Origin of the sequence: Solwaraspora sp. WMMD1047, from assembly GCF_029626155.1 — a bacterium.
In the GTDB taxonomy this organism is placed as follows: Bacteria; Actinomycetota; Actinomycetes; order Mycobacteriales; family Micromonosporaceae; genus WMMD1047.
This window is the reverse complement of the sequence record NZ_JARUBL010000001.1, coordinates 470,321-486,031: the sequence shown is the minus strand read 5'-3', so window position 1 is coordinate 486,031 and position 15,711 is coordinate 470,321. Positions and strand designations below refer to the sequence as shown.

The window sequence follows — 15,711 nt, the reverse complement described above, 5'->3', positions numbered from 1 at the left end:
GCGTACATCCTTGGACGGTAGGGAGCCGGCTGCGGCTGTCACGAATCACGGAGCTGTCCGGTCGAGGTGGTGACCGGGGCGAACTGGCGCCCTGGCGACAACGCACCAGGGAGTCGGGATGAAGATCGTCGTCATCGGGGGTAGCGGGCTGATCGGCAGCAGGGTCGTGGCCGGCCTCGCCGGGCAGGGTCATCAGGCGGTCGCGGCCTCGCCGAGTACCGGGGTCAACTCGGTGACCGGTGAAGGACTGGCCGAGGCGTTCGCCGGCACCGACGTGGTGGTGGACGTGACCAACTCGCCGTCGTTCGCGCCGGACGCGGTACGGGAGTTCTTCGAGACCTCCACCGGGAACCTGCTCGCCGCCGAGGCGAAGACCAGGGTGGGTCACCACGTGGCCCTCTCGGTGGTCGGGGCGGACCGGGTGCCGGACAGCGGCTACCTGCGGGCGAAGGTCGCGCAGGAGGCGCTGATCGCCGCCGGTCCGGTCCCCTACTCGATCGTCCGCGCCACCCAGTTCTTCGAGTTCATCGGCGCCATCGCCGACACCGCCACCCAGGAGACCAAGGTTCACGTGCCGCCGGTCTCGTTCCAGCCGATCGCCGCCGACGACGTCGCCGCCGCCGTCGCGGAGGTCGCAATCGGTACGCCGGTCAACGGCATCGTCGACGTGGCCGGTCCCGACCGGTTCCGGTTCGACGAGGTGATCCGCGAGATTCTCGCCAGCAACGGCGACCCCCGCGAGGTGGTGACCGACCCGACCGCCCGGTACTTCGGCGCCCTGCTGGGCAACGACTCGCTGGTCCCGATCGGCACGGCCCGCACCGGCGAAGTCCGACTCGCCCAGTGGCTCGACTCGCAAGGCAAAGGCCGGTAGCCACCCTGTACGCCCACCCCCGCCGCGCCATAGATTCATCGGCGTGGCGGGGGAATCGCGGCAGGACGACCACTCATCCAGCGACGCGGGCCTCGCCGGGTTCACCTCGGTCCGGCCGCGCCTGTTCGGGATCGCGTACCGGATGCTCGGCAGCGTCGCCGAAGCCGAGGACATCGTCCAGGACGCCTGGGTCCGCTGGCAGCAGGCCGACCGGTCGGCGGTCCGCAACCCGGCGGCCTTCCTCACCACCACCACGACCCGGCTCGCGATCAACGCCGCCACCTCCGCCCGGGTACGCCGGGAGACCTACCCCGGCCCGTGGCTGCCGGAGCCGATCGACACCACCGCCGACCCGACACTCGGCGCGGAGCGGGCCGAGGCACTGGACCTGGCCGTCCTGCTGCTGCTGGAACGGCTCGCCCCGACGGAGCGGGCGGCGTACGTCCTGCACGAGGCGTTCGACTACCCGTACCGCCAGATCGCCGAAGTCCTCGACACCTCCGAGGCCAACGCCCGGCAGCTGGCCAGCCGGGCCCGCCGGCACCTGGCCGCCGAGCGGTCCGCGCCGGTCGACCGGGCCGAACACCGGCGGCTGGTCGAGGCATTCCTGGCGGCGGCCCGGGGCGGCGATCTGGCCGCGTTCGAGCGGCTGCTCACCGCGGAGGTGGTCGCCCGGTCGGACGGCGGCGGCCGGGTGCACGCCGCCCGCAAGGAGTTGCACGGCGTGTCGCGGGTGACGAACTTCCTCGACAACGTGCTGCGGAAATACTGGCGTGCCGCGGCGATCCGGATCGTGCCGGTCAACGGCGCTAGCGGCCTGCTGGTGCCCTCCGCGACCGGCACCCCGCAGGCCCTCATCGTCCTGGACGCCTCACCGCACGGCATCGAGCGCCTCCTCATCGTGACCAACCCCGACAAACTTCACGGGTACGCGAACCACGCGTAACTGACCCCGCCGGTCAGTCGGCCGGCTTCTCGATCCGTTCCATCCGGTTCCAACCGGACCAGCCCCGCTCGCGCATCAGTGCCCGCAACTGCTCCGCCCTCGGGGCGAACTCGTCGGCGAGCGCGTCCAGCAGGTCGAACGGCAACTCGTCCTGAATGCCCTCGTGGAAGTTGTGTGCCCCTGCGGCGTGCGCCTCCTCGGCCAGTTCGGCCAGGATGTCGGCGGCCTCCTCCAACAGCGCGCGGTTGGCCCCGTCGCTGTCGAGCAGTTCCGACAGAACCCGGTAGAGCCGGACGGTTCGCGGGTCCTCAAGCTCCGCGAACTTCGCGGGCATCCATTCGCGTACCTGATCGGGCCAGCGGGCCACGACCAGGGTCCAGCCGTCCCGCTCGGCCTGCACGATCCGCTCCGACGCACCGATCTCCCGGAGCCGGTCGAGATAGCGGACGATATCCGGCGGGAGCGTCAGGCTGTCCCCGGCGGCGAGTTGGGCGATCTGTTTGCGGCTGGTCTCCAGCCGTTCGATCTCCTCGCGCAGGTGATCGTCGATCCGCGCGATCGCCTCGGCGAAGGTAGCCGCGTCGGCTTCGAGCAGCCGGCCGATCTCCGCCAACGGCACGCCGGCGCCCGCGAGCGTACGGATCTTGATGAGCGACACCACCGCTCTGGCGCCGTACCGCCGGTAGCCCGAGCCGTCCCGGTCCGGCTCGGGCAGCAGCCCGACCTGGTGGTAGTGCCGCACCGCCCGCACGGTGACCCCGGCGTACGCCGCCAGTTGACTGATCGTCAGCATGCCCTGATCCTCCCCCCAACTCGCCCGGCCCGGTCGAACCCGGCTCAGGAGATCCGGCGCCGGTAGGTCAGATTCGCGAACAGGTAGGCGACGACGAGGATGCCGACGCACCAGGCCAGCGCGATCCAGATGTCGGAACCCACCGGCTGCCCGGTGAACAGGCTCCGGACCGCGTTGACGATCGAGGTCACCGGCTGGTTCTCGGCGAAGGCCCGCACCGGACCGGGCATGGTGTCGGTCGGCGCGAAGGCCGAGCTGACGAAGGGCAGAAAGATCAGCGGGTACGAGAAGGCGCTCGCGCCTTCCATGGTCTTCGCGGTGAGTCCGGGAATCACCGCGATCCAGGTCAGCGCCAGGGTGAGCAGGATCAGGATGCCGCCGACGGCGAGCCAGGCGAGCACGCCCGCGCCGGAGCGGAAGCCCATCAGCAGGGCGACGCCGACGACGATCACGAGGGCGATCACGTTGGCGACCAGCGAGGTCAGCACGTGGGCCCAGAGCACGCTCGATCGGGCGATCGGCATGGACTGGAAGCGCTCGAAGATCCCGCCCTGCATGTCCATGAAGAGGCGGAACGCGGTGTACGAGATGCCCGACGCGATCGTGATGAGCAGGATGCCGGGGAGCATGTAGTTCACGGACGGGACCGACCCGGTGTCGATCGCGCCGCCGAAGACGTAGACGAAGAGCAGCATGATGGCGATCGGGGTGACCGCGGTCGTGATGATGGTGTCCACGCTGCGGGTGATGTGGCGCATGGTGCGTCCCGTGAGGACGGCGGTGTCTGCGAGGAAGTGCGTGGCCATCAGTTGTTCTCCTGACCGGTGTCGCCGACGACGGCGAAGAAGATGTCTTCGAGGGAGGGCTGCTTCTCGACGTACTCGACCTTGGCCGGTGGCAGCAGTTTCTTGAGCTCGGCGAGGGTGCCGTCGACGATGATCCGGCCCTGGTGCAGGATCGCGATCCGGTCGGCGAGCTGTTCGGCCTCGTTCAGGTACTGGGTGGTGAGCAGCACGGTGGTGCCGCCCTTGGCGAGTTCCTTGACGGCCTGCCACACCTCGACGCGGGCCTCCGGGTCGAGCCCGGTGGTCGGCTCGTCGAGGAAGATCACCGGCGGGTTCCCGATCAGGCTCATCGCGATGTCGAGGCGCCGCCGCATGCCGCCGGAGTAGGTCGCCGCCCGCCGGCCGCCCGCCTCGGTCAGCGAGAAGCGCTTCAGCAGGTCGTCCGCTATCTTCCCCGGCTCGGCGAGGTGCCGCAGCTTGGCGACCAGGACGAGGTTCTCCCGTCCGGTGAGGATCTCGTCAACGGCCGCGAACTGCCCGGTCAGGCTGATGGATTCGCGTACCTGGGCGGCCTGGGTCGCGACGTCGAAGCCGTTGACCCGGGCGGTCCCGGCATCGGCCTTGAGCAGCGTGCAGAGAATCTTGACGGCCGTGGTCTTGCCGGCCCCGTTCGAGCCGAGCAGCGCGAAGATGCTGCCCCGCGCCACCTCAAGATCCACGCCGCGCAGCACGCGCAGCTCCTTGTACGACTTCTCCAGGCCCCGCACGTGGATCGCGGGCCCCTGGCCCTGTGTTTCGCTCATGACCGGAAGCATGGAGGGTTGACGCAGCGTCAGGGTCAAGCCCGATTTTGAGACCAGCTTCGTGGGCTACCGCGGGTGTACGGCGTAGGTCAGGTGCGTGGCGCGCGGGGACGGCTCGGAGTGGATCTGTTCCAGTGCCACCCGGGACGCGTCCACGCCGTCGAAGAGGTGGGTGCCGGCGCCGAGCAGCACGGGTGAGAGCGCGATCGAGAACTCGTCGACCAGGCCGGCGTTGAGGTATTGCAGGATCGTCTCGCTGCCGCCCGCGATCCGGACGTCCCGGTCGCCGGCGGCCTCGCGGGCCTGGTCCAGCGCGCTGTGGATGCCGTCGTTGACGAAGTGGAAGGTGGTCCCGCCCTTTCGTTCCCAGGGCTCACGTTGCTGGTGGGTGAGGACGAAGACGGGAGTGTGGAAGGGCGGGTTCTCCGGCCAGGCCCGCTCGCCCAGGTCGAACATGCGCCTGCCCATGACGCTCGCGCCGGTGCGCTCGAAGGTTTCCCGGGCGATGTCGTTCGCGCGCCCTTCCTCGCCGCCTTCGCCCAAGTGGAGGTTCTCCCGGAAGAACCGCAGCGGGAAGATCCACGCCTGCAGCTCCATCCACTGGGCCAGCCAGCGGTCCAGCCTCGGGTCCTGCTTCCGCCGCTCGGGCGTGGCGAGGAGACCGTCCATCGACACCGGGGCGCTGAAGCCGTCCAGCGACATCGACACGCTGAAGAACACCTTGCCGGCCATCAGCTGGCCTCCCGGCCCTGGTCCTGGGTGATCTCGGCGACGTAGGCCGCCAGGTTGGCGAGGGTCTGCTCGCCGCCCTCGATCGCGTGGTACTTCTCCACGGCCTGGTCGCGCAGTTGCCTGGTGGGGAAGACCGTGCGCATCTCGATCCGGGTCGCGGTGCCGTGCGACGCGAAGACCAGGGTCGACTCGAAGGCGTTCGGGTCGTCGCTGGACTCGCCGTGCAGCAGCGCGATCCGCTCCGGTGGGACGATCTCGGTCCAGGTGATCCACTCCTGGAAGTCGGTCCCGTCCGGCCCGTGCATCACGAAGTCCCAGACGCCGCGCTCGCGGAACTCGAAGGACCGCGTGGTGGTGGTGAACCCCGCCGGCCCCCACCACCGCGACAGGTGCCGGACCTCGGTGAACGCCTCGAAGACCAGCTCCCGAGGGGCGTCGATGACCCGGGAGATGACGATCTCCCGGTCGGCCGTCGCCGACTCCACCTGCTCTGCCCCTGCCATCGGTCACCCCTCCTGTCGGGTCTGCTTGAGGTCCTGCACGTAGCTGTCCAACCGGTCGAAGCTCTCGTTCCAGAACTGCTCGAACCCGCCGACCCACTCGTGGACCGGCCGCAGCCCGCGGGCGTCCAGGCCGTAGAGGCGCTGCTTACCCGCCTCGCGGACCCGCACCAGCCCCACCTCCCGGAGCACCCGCAGGTGCTTGGACGCCCGCGGCTGGCTCATCCCCAGCTCCCGGGCCAGGTCGGTCACCGGCCACTCACCCGCCCGCAGCAGCGCCAGGATGTCCCGGCGCTGCGGCTCGGCGATCGCGTTGAACGCGTCCGACGTCGTCGCTGCTCGTGCCATGGCCCGATCATATTCCGATAACGGAATGCGTCAAGTCCGGCGGGGAGCAGGATTCGCAGGCAGGTCAGGGTCGGCCCGGTCGATCAGGCGGAGTCGCGCAGCACCAGTCTCGTGGGCAGGATCAGGGGTGCGGCTTCCCGCCCCGCGATCAGTTCGATGAGCACCCGGGCCGTCTCCCTACCCAGGGACCGGACGGACTGGTGGATAGTGGTCAGCGGCGGATTGGTTCGTTCGGCTATGCCCAGGTCGTCGAAGCCCACCACCGCCACGTCCGCCGGTACGGACCGACCGGCCTCGCTCAACACCCGCAGCGCCCCGGCCGCCATGTTGTCGCTGGCGGCGAAGACGGCATCGAGATCAGGGTGGGCGACGAGCAGGGTCTTCATCGCCGCGACGCCGCTGGCCTCGGTGAAGTCGCCTTCCGCCACGCCGTACGGCGTCAGCCCCGCCATGATCATTGCCTCGCGGTAGCCGCGCAGGCGGGCCGCACCGGCTTCGGTGCGAAGCTCGCCGGTGATGCTGACGATCCGGGTCCGACCGCTGCCGATGAGATGCTCGGTGGCGAGCCGTGCCCCACCGAGGTTGTCGGAGTCGACGTACCACTGCGGTTTGAAGTGCAGCGGCCGGCCGCCGTAGACGGCCGGGAGGCCGGCGCGGCGCACGATGTGGGTGAGCGGGTCGTCCCCCCGCAGCGCCATCAGCATGATGCCGTCGACGCCCCGGGTGTCCAGCAGGTTCGTCAGCCGGGACCGGCCCCGCCCGGAGCTGGCCAGACACAGCAACAGGTGCAGCTCGGTCTCCTCCAGCGCCGCGGAGACACCGACGATGGCCTGACCGAAGAACGGGTCCGCGAACAACTCGGGGTCGTCGTGGGAGATGGCGAGCGCGACGAATCCGGTCCGCCGGGTGGCCAGGGCACGAGCGGTGCGGTTGGGCAGGTACCCGAGTTCCTTGATGGCCTTCTCGACGGCGTCGCGCGTCGCCCGGCTCACGTGTGGCGCCTTGTTGAGAGCCCGGGACGCGGCCGAGCGGGACACACCGGCGCGCGCGGCCACCTCATCGAGGGTGGGCTGACGCCGAGTGGTGTCTGTTGCCATCTGCTGCCGGGTCCTTCGTGGGGTGCGTAGGGGACAGGGCCGGCGTCGGTGCTGACGTCGCCGGTCGATGGTATCGGCCCTCGACGACCATCCTGACCCCCCGTCAAGCTGGAAGCGCTTCCAGTTCTTCCAACTGCGAGTCCGTCGGCGCACGCAAGCCCGGGGAAGCACCCTTGACTCCTGCTCCTTACATACTCGACACTGAATCGACATCTTTAGATTATGGTGCCCGGAAGCGCTTCCAGAGGGAGCGGCCTCCGGTGCATGTCGAGGCACTTCTCAAGGCTCTAGGAGACCCCGGATGAAACGACCCCGCCCGCTACTCGCGCTCGCCGCCACGCTGGCAGTGGCGGTCCCGACCATCCTGTTCGGCTCGTCCGCCGCGCACGCCGACCCGATCAGCCAGACCAGCGGCTTCTACGTCAATCCGCAGTCCAGCCCCGCGCGATGGGCCGCCGCCAACCCCGGCGACGGCCGGGCCAACGCGATCAGAACCCAGATCGCCCAGAAGCCGATGGCCTCCTGGTTCGGCAACTGGAGTGGCGACATCACCAGCGCGGTACGCAACTACGTCTCAGCGGCCGACGCCGCCGACAAGCTTCCCCTCCTGGTGGCCTACAACCTGCCCGGCCGGGACGCCTGCGGCGGACACTCCGGTGGGGGCGCCGGGAGCGTCGCCGCCTACGACGCCTGGACTTCGGCCTTCGCCGGCGCCATCGGCAACCGGCCCGCGGTGGTGGTCCTCGAACCAGACGCACTCGGCGACTTCAACTGCATGAGCCAGGCGCGGATCAACGAGCGCGTCGGCATGCTCTCCCGCGCCATCAACCAGTTCCGCTCCAGGGCAGCCAACACCTGGGTGTACCTCGACGCCGGCAACCCCGGCTGGGTCGACGCGTGGACGATGTCACAGCGCCTCAACATGGCCGGCGTCGGCAACGCCCGCGGCTTCGCGCTCAACGTGTCCAACTACGTGACCACCGGCGAGAACACCAACTACGGCAACACCGTCTCGAACAACCTGCGTAACAGCTTCGGGTACAGCAAGCCCTTCGTCATCGACACCAGCCGCAACGGCAACGGTTCAAACGGTCAGTGGTGCAATCCGGGCGGCCGTCGAATCGGCACCCCGACCCAGCTCGGCGGCGGCGCCGAGATGCTGCTGTGGCTCAAGACGCCGGGCGAGTCCGACGGCAACTGCGGCGTCGGAGGCGGCTCCTCCGCCGGACAGTTCCTGCCCGAGGTGGCATACAAGATGATCTTCGGCTATTGAGCTGGACAGCGTAAGTGCCCCTCCCGCAGGCGGATCCGACCTCATCGGCCATCGGAGGCTCCTGCGGGAGGGCACTTCCCAGGTCGGGCCAGGGGGGCCCACGGACGGGCGCCCGTCAGCGACGACGCCGGCGGGCGCCCGTCAGCTACGCAGTTGGTGTCGATCAGCCACGGCGGTGGGTGTTGAGGCGGGCGGCCTGGCGGGTGAGGTGGTCGCGCTCGGCGAGGTTGGACGCCTTCCGGGCGGCCTCCGCGTAGAGCCGGGCCGCCGTGGCGAGATCGCCGTCCCGTTCGTGCAGGTAGGCGGCCACCGCCGTGTGCCGGGGCAGGGTGTCATCGAGTACGGCGAGCGCGGCCAGGCCGGCGCGCGGTCCGTCGGCCTCGCCAACGGCGACGGCCCGGTTCAGCCGGACCACGGGACTGTCGGTCAGGCGGGCGAGTTCGTCGTACCACTCGACGATCTGGACCCAGTCGGTCTCGGCCGCGACCGGCGCGTCGGCATGGAGCGCCGCGATGGCCGCCTGGGCCTGGAACTCGCCGAGCCGGTCGCGGGCCAGCGCCGCCTGCAGGATCTCGACGCCCTCGGCGATCAGCCCGGCGTCCCACCGGCCCCGGTCCTGCTCGGCGAGCGGCACCAGGCTGCCGTCGGGTCCGGTGCGGGAAGCCCGCCGGGCGTGGTGCAGCAGCATCAGGGCGAGCAGCCCCGCCACCTCCGGGTGATCGATGGCGGTCGCGAGTTGCCGGGTGAGCCGGATCGCCTCGGCCGCCAGGTCGACATCACCGGAGTACCCCTCGTTGAAGATCAGGTAGAGCACCCGCAGCACCGTCGCGACGTCGCCGGGCTGGTCGAACCGGACGCCGGAGACCGTGCGTTTGGCCCGGCTGATCCGCTGCGCCATGGTCGCCTCGGGCACCAGGTACGCCTGGGCGATCTGGCGGGTGGTCAGCCCGCCGACCGCGCGCAGCGTGAGCGCGACCGCCGACGACGGCGTCAGCGACGGGTGCGCGCACAGGAAGTAGAGCCGCAGCGTGTCGTCCACCTCCGGGACGGCCCCGGGCGCCGGCTCCTGGTCGACCAGGTCCTCCCGGCGGCGCCGGGCGGCCTCCGCCCGGGTCGCGTCCAGGAACCGGCGCCACGCCACGGTGACCAGCCAGCCCTTGGGATCCCGGGGCGGGTCGGCCGGCCAGGCGCGGACCGCCTCGACCAGCGCGTCCTGCACGGCATCCTCGGCCGCCGCGAAGTCAGCTCCGCGGCGGACGAGGATGCCGAGCACACCCGGGGTGAGGCTGCGCAGCAGTACCTCATCCACCGGCAGCGTCATTCCGTGATCGTCGGCGGCTCGGTCAGGAACGGGCGCAGCTCCAGCCACTCGTGGATCGGCTTCCCGCCGGCCCCCGGAGCGGCCGACAGCTCCCCGGCCAGCTCGACGGCCCGCTCGTAGCTGTCGACGTCGATCGCCATCCAGCCGGCGATCAGGTCCTTGGTCTCGGCGAACGGACCGTCGACGACCGGCGGGCGCCCCTCGCCGTCGTACCGGACGAAGGTCCCCTCGGGGGAGAGCGCCTGCGCGTCGACGAACTCCCCGGTCCCCTCCAACTTGGCCGCGAAGTCGTTCATGTACGTGATGTGCGCCGAGACCTCCTCCGGCGTCCACTTGTCCATCGGCACGTCGTTGACCGCCGCCGGAGCGCCGCGGTAGTGCTTGAGCAGCAGGTACTTCGCCATCGTCGATCTCCTCAGCTCCTGGTGCGACCCATTCTGGCCACATCCACCCCAGGGACGGAGCCGCTCCCCACTTCTCGACACCACCGGCCAAGAAAAGTTGGGCCGAGTTCATTCCCGCACGGACGTGCGGAATTCGCCGGATCGGAGTGGCTCAGTCAGCCAAGCTGGCCCCTATCCCGCACGATCGTGCGTCCAGGAGGACCGGAGTTGACGAACACCTCATGACAACCCCTGAGGAGGCCGACCTCCAGCAACTAAGACAGGTGCCGCTTCAGATGGCGATCGGGCAGGTCGGCTGGCGGCCAGTTCGATGATCAAACGGCGTTGATGATGTTCAAGACCCTACGCGCTGCGAAAACGCGCCCGTACTTCCGGCCTGTGCGTTCCTCTAGGATGCCCAACCGGACGAGGCGCCTGATCGCCGTGTTCGCCGCCTGGTAAGAGACCCCATGTCTTTCGGCGGCGGCCGTCGCCGTAATCAGCGGGTACCCGAGCAGGTCCTCGACGATCCGCACAGCCACCCCACGGACGTCAGCATCGAGCAGCTGGGTCAGCGCCTCATCTCGCCAGTCGTGTAGTGCGTCGATCTTCTCGACCCCGCGAACCGCCTGTGCACGTACGGCCTCGGAGAAGAACCGGATCCACGGTTCGAAGTTGCCGGTGGCGCTGACCGACAGCAGATGGTCCTGGTACTGACGCCGTCGGCTTTCGAGCCAGGGAGAGAGATTCAGCACTGGCACACGCAACTCGCCTTGGTGGGCCAGTTGCAGGACACAGACAAGGCGTCCGAGCCGGCCGTTGCCGTCATTGAAGGGATGCAGGGTCTCGAACTGGTAGTGGCCGAGAGCCATCGAAGTTCTCGTTGAACCGAGGATCCCACCCGGTAATCCGGACAAGTGATCACACAGGGGACGATCGGAACGTAGCATCCTCCATGATTTGAAGTAAACCATGAGAAACTTGAAAACGAGGCTCGACTTTTCAAGTGGGGCCCCCACGGCGCGCAGCCCACGTCCACGTCCACTCAGCGCCACGTTAAATCACACTGACGAAATTCAACCACCCTCAGTGACGCCACTGTAGATCAATGGTTACCTGGTCACTGTCGGGCGCCGATCTGAAAGACACTCTTAGGACGAGTGACCTCGGCGAAGAAGTCGTTGCCCTTGTCGTCGACGACGATGAAGGCGGGGAAGTCGACCACGTCGATCTTCCAGACCGCCTCCATGCCGAGCTCCGGGTACTCCAGCACCTCGACGTGCTTGATGCAGTCCTGAGCCAGCCGGGCCGCCGGGCCGCCGATCGAGCCGAGGTAGAAGCCGCCGTGCTCGTGGCAGGAGCGGGTCACCTGCGCCGACCGGTTCCCCTTCGCCAGCATCACCTGCGAGCCGCCGGCCGCCTGGAACTTCGCCACGTACGCGTCCATCCGGCCGGCCGTGGTCGGGCCGAACGAGCCGGCCGCGTACCCCTCGGGGGTTTTCGCCGGCCCGGCGTAGTAGACGGCGTGGTCGCGCAGATACTGCGGCATCGGCTCGCCCGCGTCCAGCCGTTCGGCGATCTTGGCGTGCGCGATGTCGCGGGCCACCACCAGCGGGCCGGTCAGCGACAGCCGGGTCTTCACCGGGTACTTCGACAGCTCGGCGCGGATCTCGTCCATCGGCCGGTTCAGGTCGATCCGCACCACCTCGGCGGCGTGGTCGAGCTGGGCGTCGGTGACCTCGGGCAGGAACCGGGCCGGGTCGGTCTCCAGCTTCTCCAGCCACACCCCGGACGGGGTGATCTTGGCGATCGCCTGCCGGTCCGCCGAGCAGGAGACCGCGATCGCGACCGGGCAGGAGGCGCCGTGCCGGGGCAGCCGGACCACCCGCACGTCGTGGCAGAAGTACCGGCCGCCGAACTGGGCGCCGATGCCGAAGTTGCGGGTCAACTCCAGCACCTCGGCCTCCAGCGCCAGGTCCCGGAAGCCGTGCGCGGCCATCGAGCCGGCGGTGGGCAGCGCGTCCAGATACTTGGCGCTGGCGTACTTCGCGGTCTTCAGGGCGTACTCGGCGCTGGTGCCGCCGATCACGATGGCCAGGTGGTACGGCGGGCAGGCGGCGGTGCCGATCAGCCGCAGCTTCTCCTCCAGAAACTGCATCATCCGGGTCGGGTTCAGCAGCGCCTTCGTCTCCTGGTAGAGGTACGACTTGTTCGCCGACCCGCCACCCTTGGCCATGAAGAGAAACTTGTACGCGTCCGGGTGCCCGTCCGGGTCCTCGGCGTAGAGGTCGATCTGGGCGGGCAGGTTGCTGCCGGTGTTGCGCTCCTCCCACATGGAGATCGGAGCGAGCTGCGAATACCGCAGATTCAACTTCGTGTACGCCTCGTACACGCCCTTCGCCAGCGCCTCCGCGTCGGTGCCGTCGGTGAGCACGTGCCGGCCGCGCTTGCCCATGATGATCGCGGTGCCGGTGTCCTGGCACATCGGCAGCACCCCGCCGGCCGCGATGTTGGCGTTGCGGAGCAGATCCAGCGCCACGAACCGGTCGTTCGGGGAGGCGGCCGGGTCATCGATGATCGCGCGTAGCTGGGCCAGGTGCGCCGGGCGCAGATAGTGAGCGATGTCATGCATCGCCTCGGCGGTCAGCGCGGTGAGCACGCCCGGGTCCACGGTGAGGAACCGGCGCTTGCCCGGCCCATTGACCACGTCCACGCCCTCGTCGCTGACCAGGCGATATTCCGTCGTGTCGGCGCCGACGGGCAACAGCGGGGCATAGGTGAACGGCGCGACACTGCTCATGACCGGCAAGCCTAGGCCAGGGGTTCCGGACCGGCGCAACCGTCCCTCCCGGCCCACCCGCACCACGCCCGACGACCCAGCGCGCGCCCGACGACCCCAGCGCGCCCGCCGCTCCAGCCCCGGGACCGCGCCGCGCCGCGCCGGTCAGCCGCAGCTCGGCTGCTTGGGTCCGCCGCAGGTCGGGCCGATGTCGCCGTCGTCGGGCGCCGGGCCGGCCGGGCCGGGCGGGGCCGGATTGCCGACGGCGCCGGTGAACGCGACATAGCCGATGTCCCGGCCATCGCCGATGATCATGCCGGCCGGGCCGACGGCGAGCACCTCCGCCGCCGAGCGCAGCACCACCAGCTCCCGGCCGGTGAGCGGGTCGAGGGCGATGATCCGGCCCGGCTCGCGGTCCACGATCACCGCCGCGTAGCGGGTCAGCGCCGCGCCGCCGTCGGGGTGCACCGGCCGGCTCCAGCGGGCCTTGTCGACGGCGAGTTCGTAGCCGGAGACCGCCTTCTTGTCGGGGGACCGGGACAGCGCGTACCGGTCGTCCACGGCGAGCAGCCGTTCGTCGTCGGCACCGGTCCAGAGCACCCGGCCGTCGTACACGTCGAGGATTGCCTCCCGGGCGTCGGGGGTGACGCCGACGACGACGTGCTGGCCGCCCTGCGGGTCCTCGCGCTGCACGCAGCCGGCGCCGTCGGCGGTGCGCAGGTTGATCCCGGACCGGCTCCAGACCTGCTGGCCGCTGGCCGGGTCCCGGCCGGAGAGGTCGAAGTAGCAGGTGCCGTCGGCGGAGGTGGCCTCGACGGTGAGCATCCGGCCGCCGATCACCACCAGCCGGTCGTCGTGGTCGGGCTCGACCTCCTGGACCACCCGGCCGGTGGCGGTGTCCACGATGTGCACCTTGCCGTCGATGGGGAAGCCGATCAGCGGGGGCATCCGCTCCGGGCCGACGGCGGCCGGGTCGACCTGCTCGGTGGTGAGCCGGCGGGTGCCCGGCACGTCCGGGTTGTCGGCGAACAGCCCGGCCCGCACCCCGGGCAGGAACGCCGACCAGAGCGGCGCGGTGCCGCGCGGTTCCCAGGCGGTGAGGGTGCACTCCTTGGCGTCGGTGCAGCCCACGTCGAGCAGCCCGTTGTGGTAGGTCCAGACGCCGACCGCACTGGTGTCCTTGCGGCGGACCGCGCCGGTCTTCGGGTCGAGCAGCTCGTACCCCTTGGTGAGCAGCTTGCCGACCGCGACCACCGGGTCGGCGGCGTCGCCGGCCACCGCCGACCAGTCGACCTTGCGCTCCCAGAGCTTGCTGCCGGTGGCCAGGCTGAGCGCCTCGACCCGGGTGCGGTGTTCGACGATGACGGTGTCGCCGGCGATGGTGACGCTCTTCGGGGTACCGCCGACGCGCTGCTGCCAGACCACGTCCGGTTCGGAGAGGGGGCGGCTGCGGTTGACCCACTCCCAGACGCCGGGGAACGGGTTCCACACCCCGGTGAGGGCGAGCACGACCACGGCGACCAGCGCGAGTGCCAGGTAGCACTTCACGCACGGGCCGCCGGCGCTCCCCTTCGCCATCGCGCTACCGTAACGACGCAGGTGGCACTAGGGCTGTTATCGAGATTCGCCCGTGTCATCCCCTTTGAGGGGTTTTGTCCGAAGCTGTCGCCAGAGCAGCACCGTCGCCGCCACCGACGCCGCCCCGGCCAGCGCCATCACCAGCCCCGGCGCCAGCACCTCGGCCAGCGCCCCCGCGCCCCCGGCCGCCAGCCCCTGCCCGGTCATCATCCCGGTCATCGACAGCCCGAACGCCTGCCCACGCCGCCGCTCCGGCACCGCCGCCAGGAACCGCCGGGCCAGCCCCAGGTGATACGCGAACCCCGCGGTCGCGAGCGCGAACAGCGGCGCCGCCACCGCCAACCCCGGCCCGGCCAGAAAACCGAGCATGGGTACGCCGAGCAGCAGCGCGAGCCACGGCGTCAGCCGCTCCCGGGTGGCCGGCGCAACGAACCGCCCGACGATCAGGTCACCGACGAGCATGCCGAACGCGGCCGCCATGAACAGCACCCCGGCCGCGTCGCCCCCGCCGGCCCCGTCACCCCCGGCGCCCAGCCCGGCTGTGTACGGAACAACCACCCCCTCGGCGCCGACCAGCAGCGAGCCGGGCAGCCAGTTGGCCAGCAGCAGCCCCCGGATCTTCCGGTCGGCCAGCAACTCCCGGTTCACCCGCCAGGTCTCCCGGACCGCCCCGGAACGCGGCGGGACACTCGCCTCCGATCGCACCGCCGTCCCGGCCGCTACAACTCCCTCCGTCCCGGCCGCTACGGTCGCCGCCGCTCCGGGTGTCCCGGCGGCCGAGCGGGCCGGGTGGTCGGTCAGGCCGAACCTGATCAGCAGAGCGGAGAGCAGGCAGGTGCCGGCGGTGAGCCAGAGCGCCCCGTACGGACCGACCAGGCCGATCAGCAGGCCGCCGACGGCGAAGCCGAGCACCTGGGTGCCGCCGGCGGCCACCGTGAACAGCGACCGCCCCAGCACGTAGGCGTCCCCGGCCAGCAGGTCCGGCAGCAGCGCGGTCCGCACCGCGCCGGTGACCGGGGCCAGCATCCCGACCGCGAAGACCAGGCAGAGCATCGCCCCCGGCGACAGCACCCCGACCGCGAGCACCGCCACCATGACCAGCCGGACCAGGTCGTACCCGACCATCAGCCCGCGCGGTCGCCAGCGGTCGGCCAGCGCCAGCAGGAACACCCCGCCCAACGCGTGCGGCAGGAACCCGGCCACGTACGCGATCGCTGCCAGCAGCGACGACCCGGTCCGCTCGTAGATCAGCACCGACAGCGCCAGCATCTTCACCGTCTCGCCGACCAGGAACACCGAGTAGCCCGCGAAGATCACCCGGAACTCGGCCACCCGGAAGACGTCGCCGAACGTCGCCCCCCGCTCCCCGACCACCACCCCATCACCGGTCACCGTCCCACCCTGCGCCCCCACCCACTCCCCGTCGAATGTTTCGCCCGACGCCGAAAAGTCCTGGCGAACTGAGGTCCCGGGCCGATCGGCTCCGCAGATCGGGCTAG

The 15,711-nt window shown here is 70.4% G+C and carries 16 protein-coding genes; 3 read left to right on the top strand and 13 right to left on the bottom strand.

Annotation, left to right across the window (positions count from 1 at the left end; genetic code table 11):
- Positions 1 to 118 precede the first annotated feature (118 nt).
- Together O7627_RS02260 and O7627_RS02255 are read left to right on the top strand one after the other, a co-directional pair.
- Complete coding sequence (locus O7627_RS02260; protein WP_278091839.1) at positions 119 to 874, top strand: SDR family oxidoreductase; 756 nt, start codon at positions 119 to 121, stop codon at positions 872 to 874.
- Between the two features lie 43 nt (positions 875 to 917).
- Positions 918 to 1,820, top strand: a complete 903-nt coding sequence (locus O7627_RS02255; protein WP_278091838.1) for an RNA polymerase sigma-70 factor — start codon at positions 918 to 920, stop codon at positions 1,818 to 1,820.
- A 13-nt stretch (positions 1,821 to 1,833) separates the two neighbouring features.
- On the opposite strand, the gene O7627_RS02250 is transcribed toward O7627_RS02255, so the two are convergent.
- The 7 genes from O7627_RS02250 to O7627_RS02220 all read right to left on the bottom strand — a co-directional run bounded on the left by O7627_RS02250 (position 1,834) and on the right by O7627_RS02220 (position 6,878).
- On the bottom strand, positions 1,834 to 2,613 hold the full coding sequence (locus O7627_RS02250) for a MerR family transcriptional regulator (protein WP_278091837.1): 780 nt from the start codon (positions 2,611 to 2,613) through the stop codon (positions 1,834 to 1,836).
- A 44-nt stretch (positions 2,614 to 2,657) separates the two neighbouring features.
- Complete coding sequence (locus O7627_RS02245) at positions 2,658 to 3,419, bottom strand: ABC transporter permease (protein ID WP_278091836.1); 762 nt, start codon at positions 3,417 to 3,419, stop codon at positions 2,658 to 2,660.
- Positions 3,419 to 4,213 carry an ATP-binding cassette domain-containing protein gene (locus tag O7627_RS02240; protein ID WP_278091835.1) on the bottom strand — a complete coding sequence of 265 codons (795 nt, stop codon included), beginning with the start codon at positions 4,211 to 4,213 and terminating at the stop codon, positions 3,419 to 3,421. The genes O7627_RS02245 and O7627_RS02240 overlap by 1 nt, the downstream gene beginning before the upstream one ends.
- Positions 4,214 to 4,267: 54 nt before the next feature.
- Complete coding sequence (locus O7627_RS02235; RefSeq protein WP_278091834.1) at positions 4,268 to 4,933, bottom strand: dihydrofolate reductase family protein; 666 nt, start codon at positions 4,931 to 4,933, stop codon at positions 4,268 to 4,270.
- Positions 4,933 to 5,436 carry an SRPBCC family protein gene (locus tag O7627_RS02230; protein ID WP_278091833.1) on the bottom strand — a complete coding sequence of 168 codons (504 nt, stop codon included), beginning with the start codon at positions 5,434 to 5,436 and terminating at the stop codon, positions 4,933 to 4,935. Before O7627_RS02230 ends, O7627_RS02235 begins: the two co-directional genes overlap by 1 nt.
- A gap of 3 nt (positions 5,437 to 5,439) precedes the next feature.
- Entirely contained in the window at positions 5,440 to 5,781 is a 342-nt protein-coding gene (locus O7627_RS02225; protein ID WP_278091832.1) for a metalloregulator ArsR/SmtB family transcription factor, read from the bottom strand.
- An 83-nt stretch (positions 5,782 to 5,864) separates the two neighbouring features.
- The gene (locus O7627_RS02220; RefSeq protein ID WP_278091831.1) at positions 5,865 to 6,878 is read right to left on the bottom strand and encodes a LacI family DNA-binding transcriptional regulator; all 1,014 of its coding nucleotides are present in this window, start codon (positions 6,876 to 6,878) and stop codon (positions 5,865 to 5,867) included.
- Positions 6,879 to 7,179: 301 nt separating this feature from the next.
- On the opposite strand from O7627_RS02220, the gene O7627_RS02215 reads away from it, so the two are divergent.
- A complete protein-coding gene (locus O7627_RS02215; RefSeq protein ID WP_278091830.1) occupies positions 7,180 to 8,151 on the top strand; it encodes a glycoside hydrolase family 6 protein in 972 nt (323 codons plus the stop codon).
- A gap of 163 nt (positions 8,152 to 8,314) precedes the next feature.
- Here O7627_RS02215 and O7627_RS02210 read toward each other — a convergent pair whose 3' ends face one another.
- From O7627_RS02210 to O7627_RS02185, 6 genes are all read right to left on the bottom strand, one after another.
- Positions 8,315 to 9,460 (bottom strand): DUF6596 domain-containing protein, encoded by a 1,146-nt coding sequence (locus O7627_RS02210; protein WP_278098120.1) that lies wholly within the window; start codon positions 9,458 to 9,460, stop codon positions 8,315 to 8,317.
- 8 nt (positions 9,461 to 9,468) lie between these two features.
- Entirely contained in the window at positions 9,469 to 9,876 is a 408-nt protein-coding gene (locus O7627_RS02205) for a YciI family protein (protein WP_278091829.1), read from the bottom strand.
- A gap of 314 nt (positions 9,877 to 10,190) precedes the next feature.
- A complete protein-coding gene (locus tag O7627_RS02200) occupies positions 10,191 to 10,727 on the bottom strand; it encodes a Fic family protein (RefSeq protein ID WP_278091828.1) in 537 nt (178 codons plus the stop codon).
- 248 nt (positions 10,728 to 10,975) lie between these two features.
- Positions 10,976 to 12,655 (bottom strand): fumarate hydratase, encoded by a 1,680-nt coding sequence (locus O7627_RS02195; RefSeq protein ID WP_278091827.1) that lies wholly within the window; start codon positions 12,653 to 12,655, stop codon positions 10,976 to 10,978.
- A gap of 144 nt (positions 12,656 to 12,799) precedes the next feature.
- Positions 12,800 to 14,212, bottom strand: a complete 1,413-nt coding sequence (locus O7627_RS02190) for a PQQ-binding-like beta-propeller repeat protein (RefSeq protein ID WP_278091826.1) — start codon at positions 14,210 to 14,212, stop codon at positions 12,800 to 12,802.
- Positions 14,213 to 14,248: 36 nt separating this feature from the next.
- Positions 14,249 to 15,604 carry an MFS transporter gene (locus tag O7627_RS02185; RefSeq protein ID WP_278091825.1) on the bottom strand — a complete coding sequence of 452 codons (1,356 nt, stop codon included), beginning with the start codon at positions 15,602 to 15,604 and terminating at the stop codon, positions 14,249 to 14,251.
- Positions 15,605 to 15,711: the final 107 nt, after the last annotated feature.

Coding starts and splice junctions, on each gene's coding strand:
- O7627_RS02215 (WP_278091830.1), top strand. CDS start 7,180: ATGAAACGACCCCGCCCGCTACTCGCGCTCGCCGCCACGCTGGCAGTG.
- O7627_RS02260 (WP_278091839.1), top strand. CDS start 119: ATGAAGATCGTCGTCATCGGGGGTAGCGGGCTGATCGGCAGCAGGGTC.
- O7627_RS02205 (WP_278091829.1), bottom strand. CDS start 9,876: ATGGCGAAGTACCTGCTGCTCAAGCACTACCGCGGCGCTCCGGCGGCG.
- O7627_RS02235 (WP_278091834.1), bottom strand. CDS start 4,933: ATGGCCGGCAAGGTGTTCTTCAGCGTGTCGATGTCGCTGGACGGCTTC.
- O7627_RS02250 (WP_278091837.1), bottom strand. CDS start 2,613: ATGCTGACGATCAGTCAACTGGCGGCGTACGCCGGGGTCACCGTGCGG.
- O7627_RS02220 (WP_278091831.1), bottom strand. CDS start 6,878: ATGGCAACAGACACCACTCGGCGTCAGCCCACCCTCGATGAGGTGGCC.
- O7627_RS02225 (WP_278091832.1), bottom strand. CDS start 5,781: ATGGCACGAGCAGCGACGACGTCGGACGCGTTCAACGCGATCGCCGAG.
- O7627_RS02200 (WP_278091828.1), bottom strand. CDS start 10,727: ATGGCTCTCGGCCACTACCAGTTCGAGACCCTGCATCCCTTCAATGAC.
- O7627_RS02230 (WP_278091833.1), bottom strand. CDS start 5,436: ATGGCAGGGGCAGAGCAGGTGGAGTCGGCGACGGCCGACCGGGAGATC.
- O7627_RS02245 (WP_278091836.1), bottom strand. CDS start 3,419: ATGGCCACGCACTTCCTCGCAGACACCGCCGTCCTCACGGGACGCACC.
- O7627_RS02195 (WP_278091827.1), bottom strand. CDS start 12,655: ATGAGCAGTGTCGCGCCGTTCACCTATGCCCCGCTGTTGCCCGTCGGC.
- O7627_RS02240 (WP_278091835.1), bottom strand. CDS start 4,213: ATGCTTCCGGTCATGAGCGAAACACAGGGCCAGGGGCCCGCGATCCAC.
- O7627_RS02190 (WP_278091826.1), bottom strand. CDS start 14,212: ATGGCGAAGGGGAGCGCCGGCGGCCCGTGCGTGAAGTGCTACCTGGCA.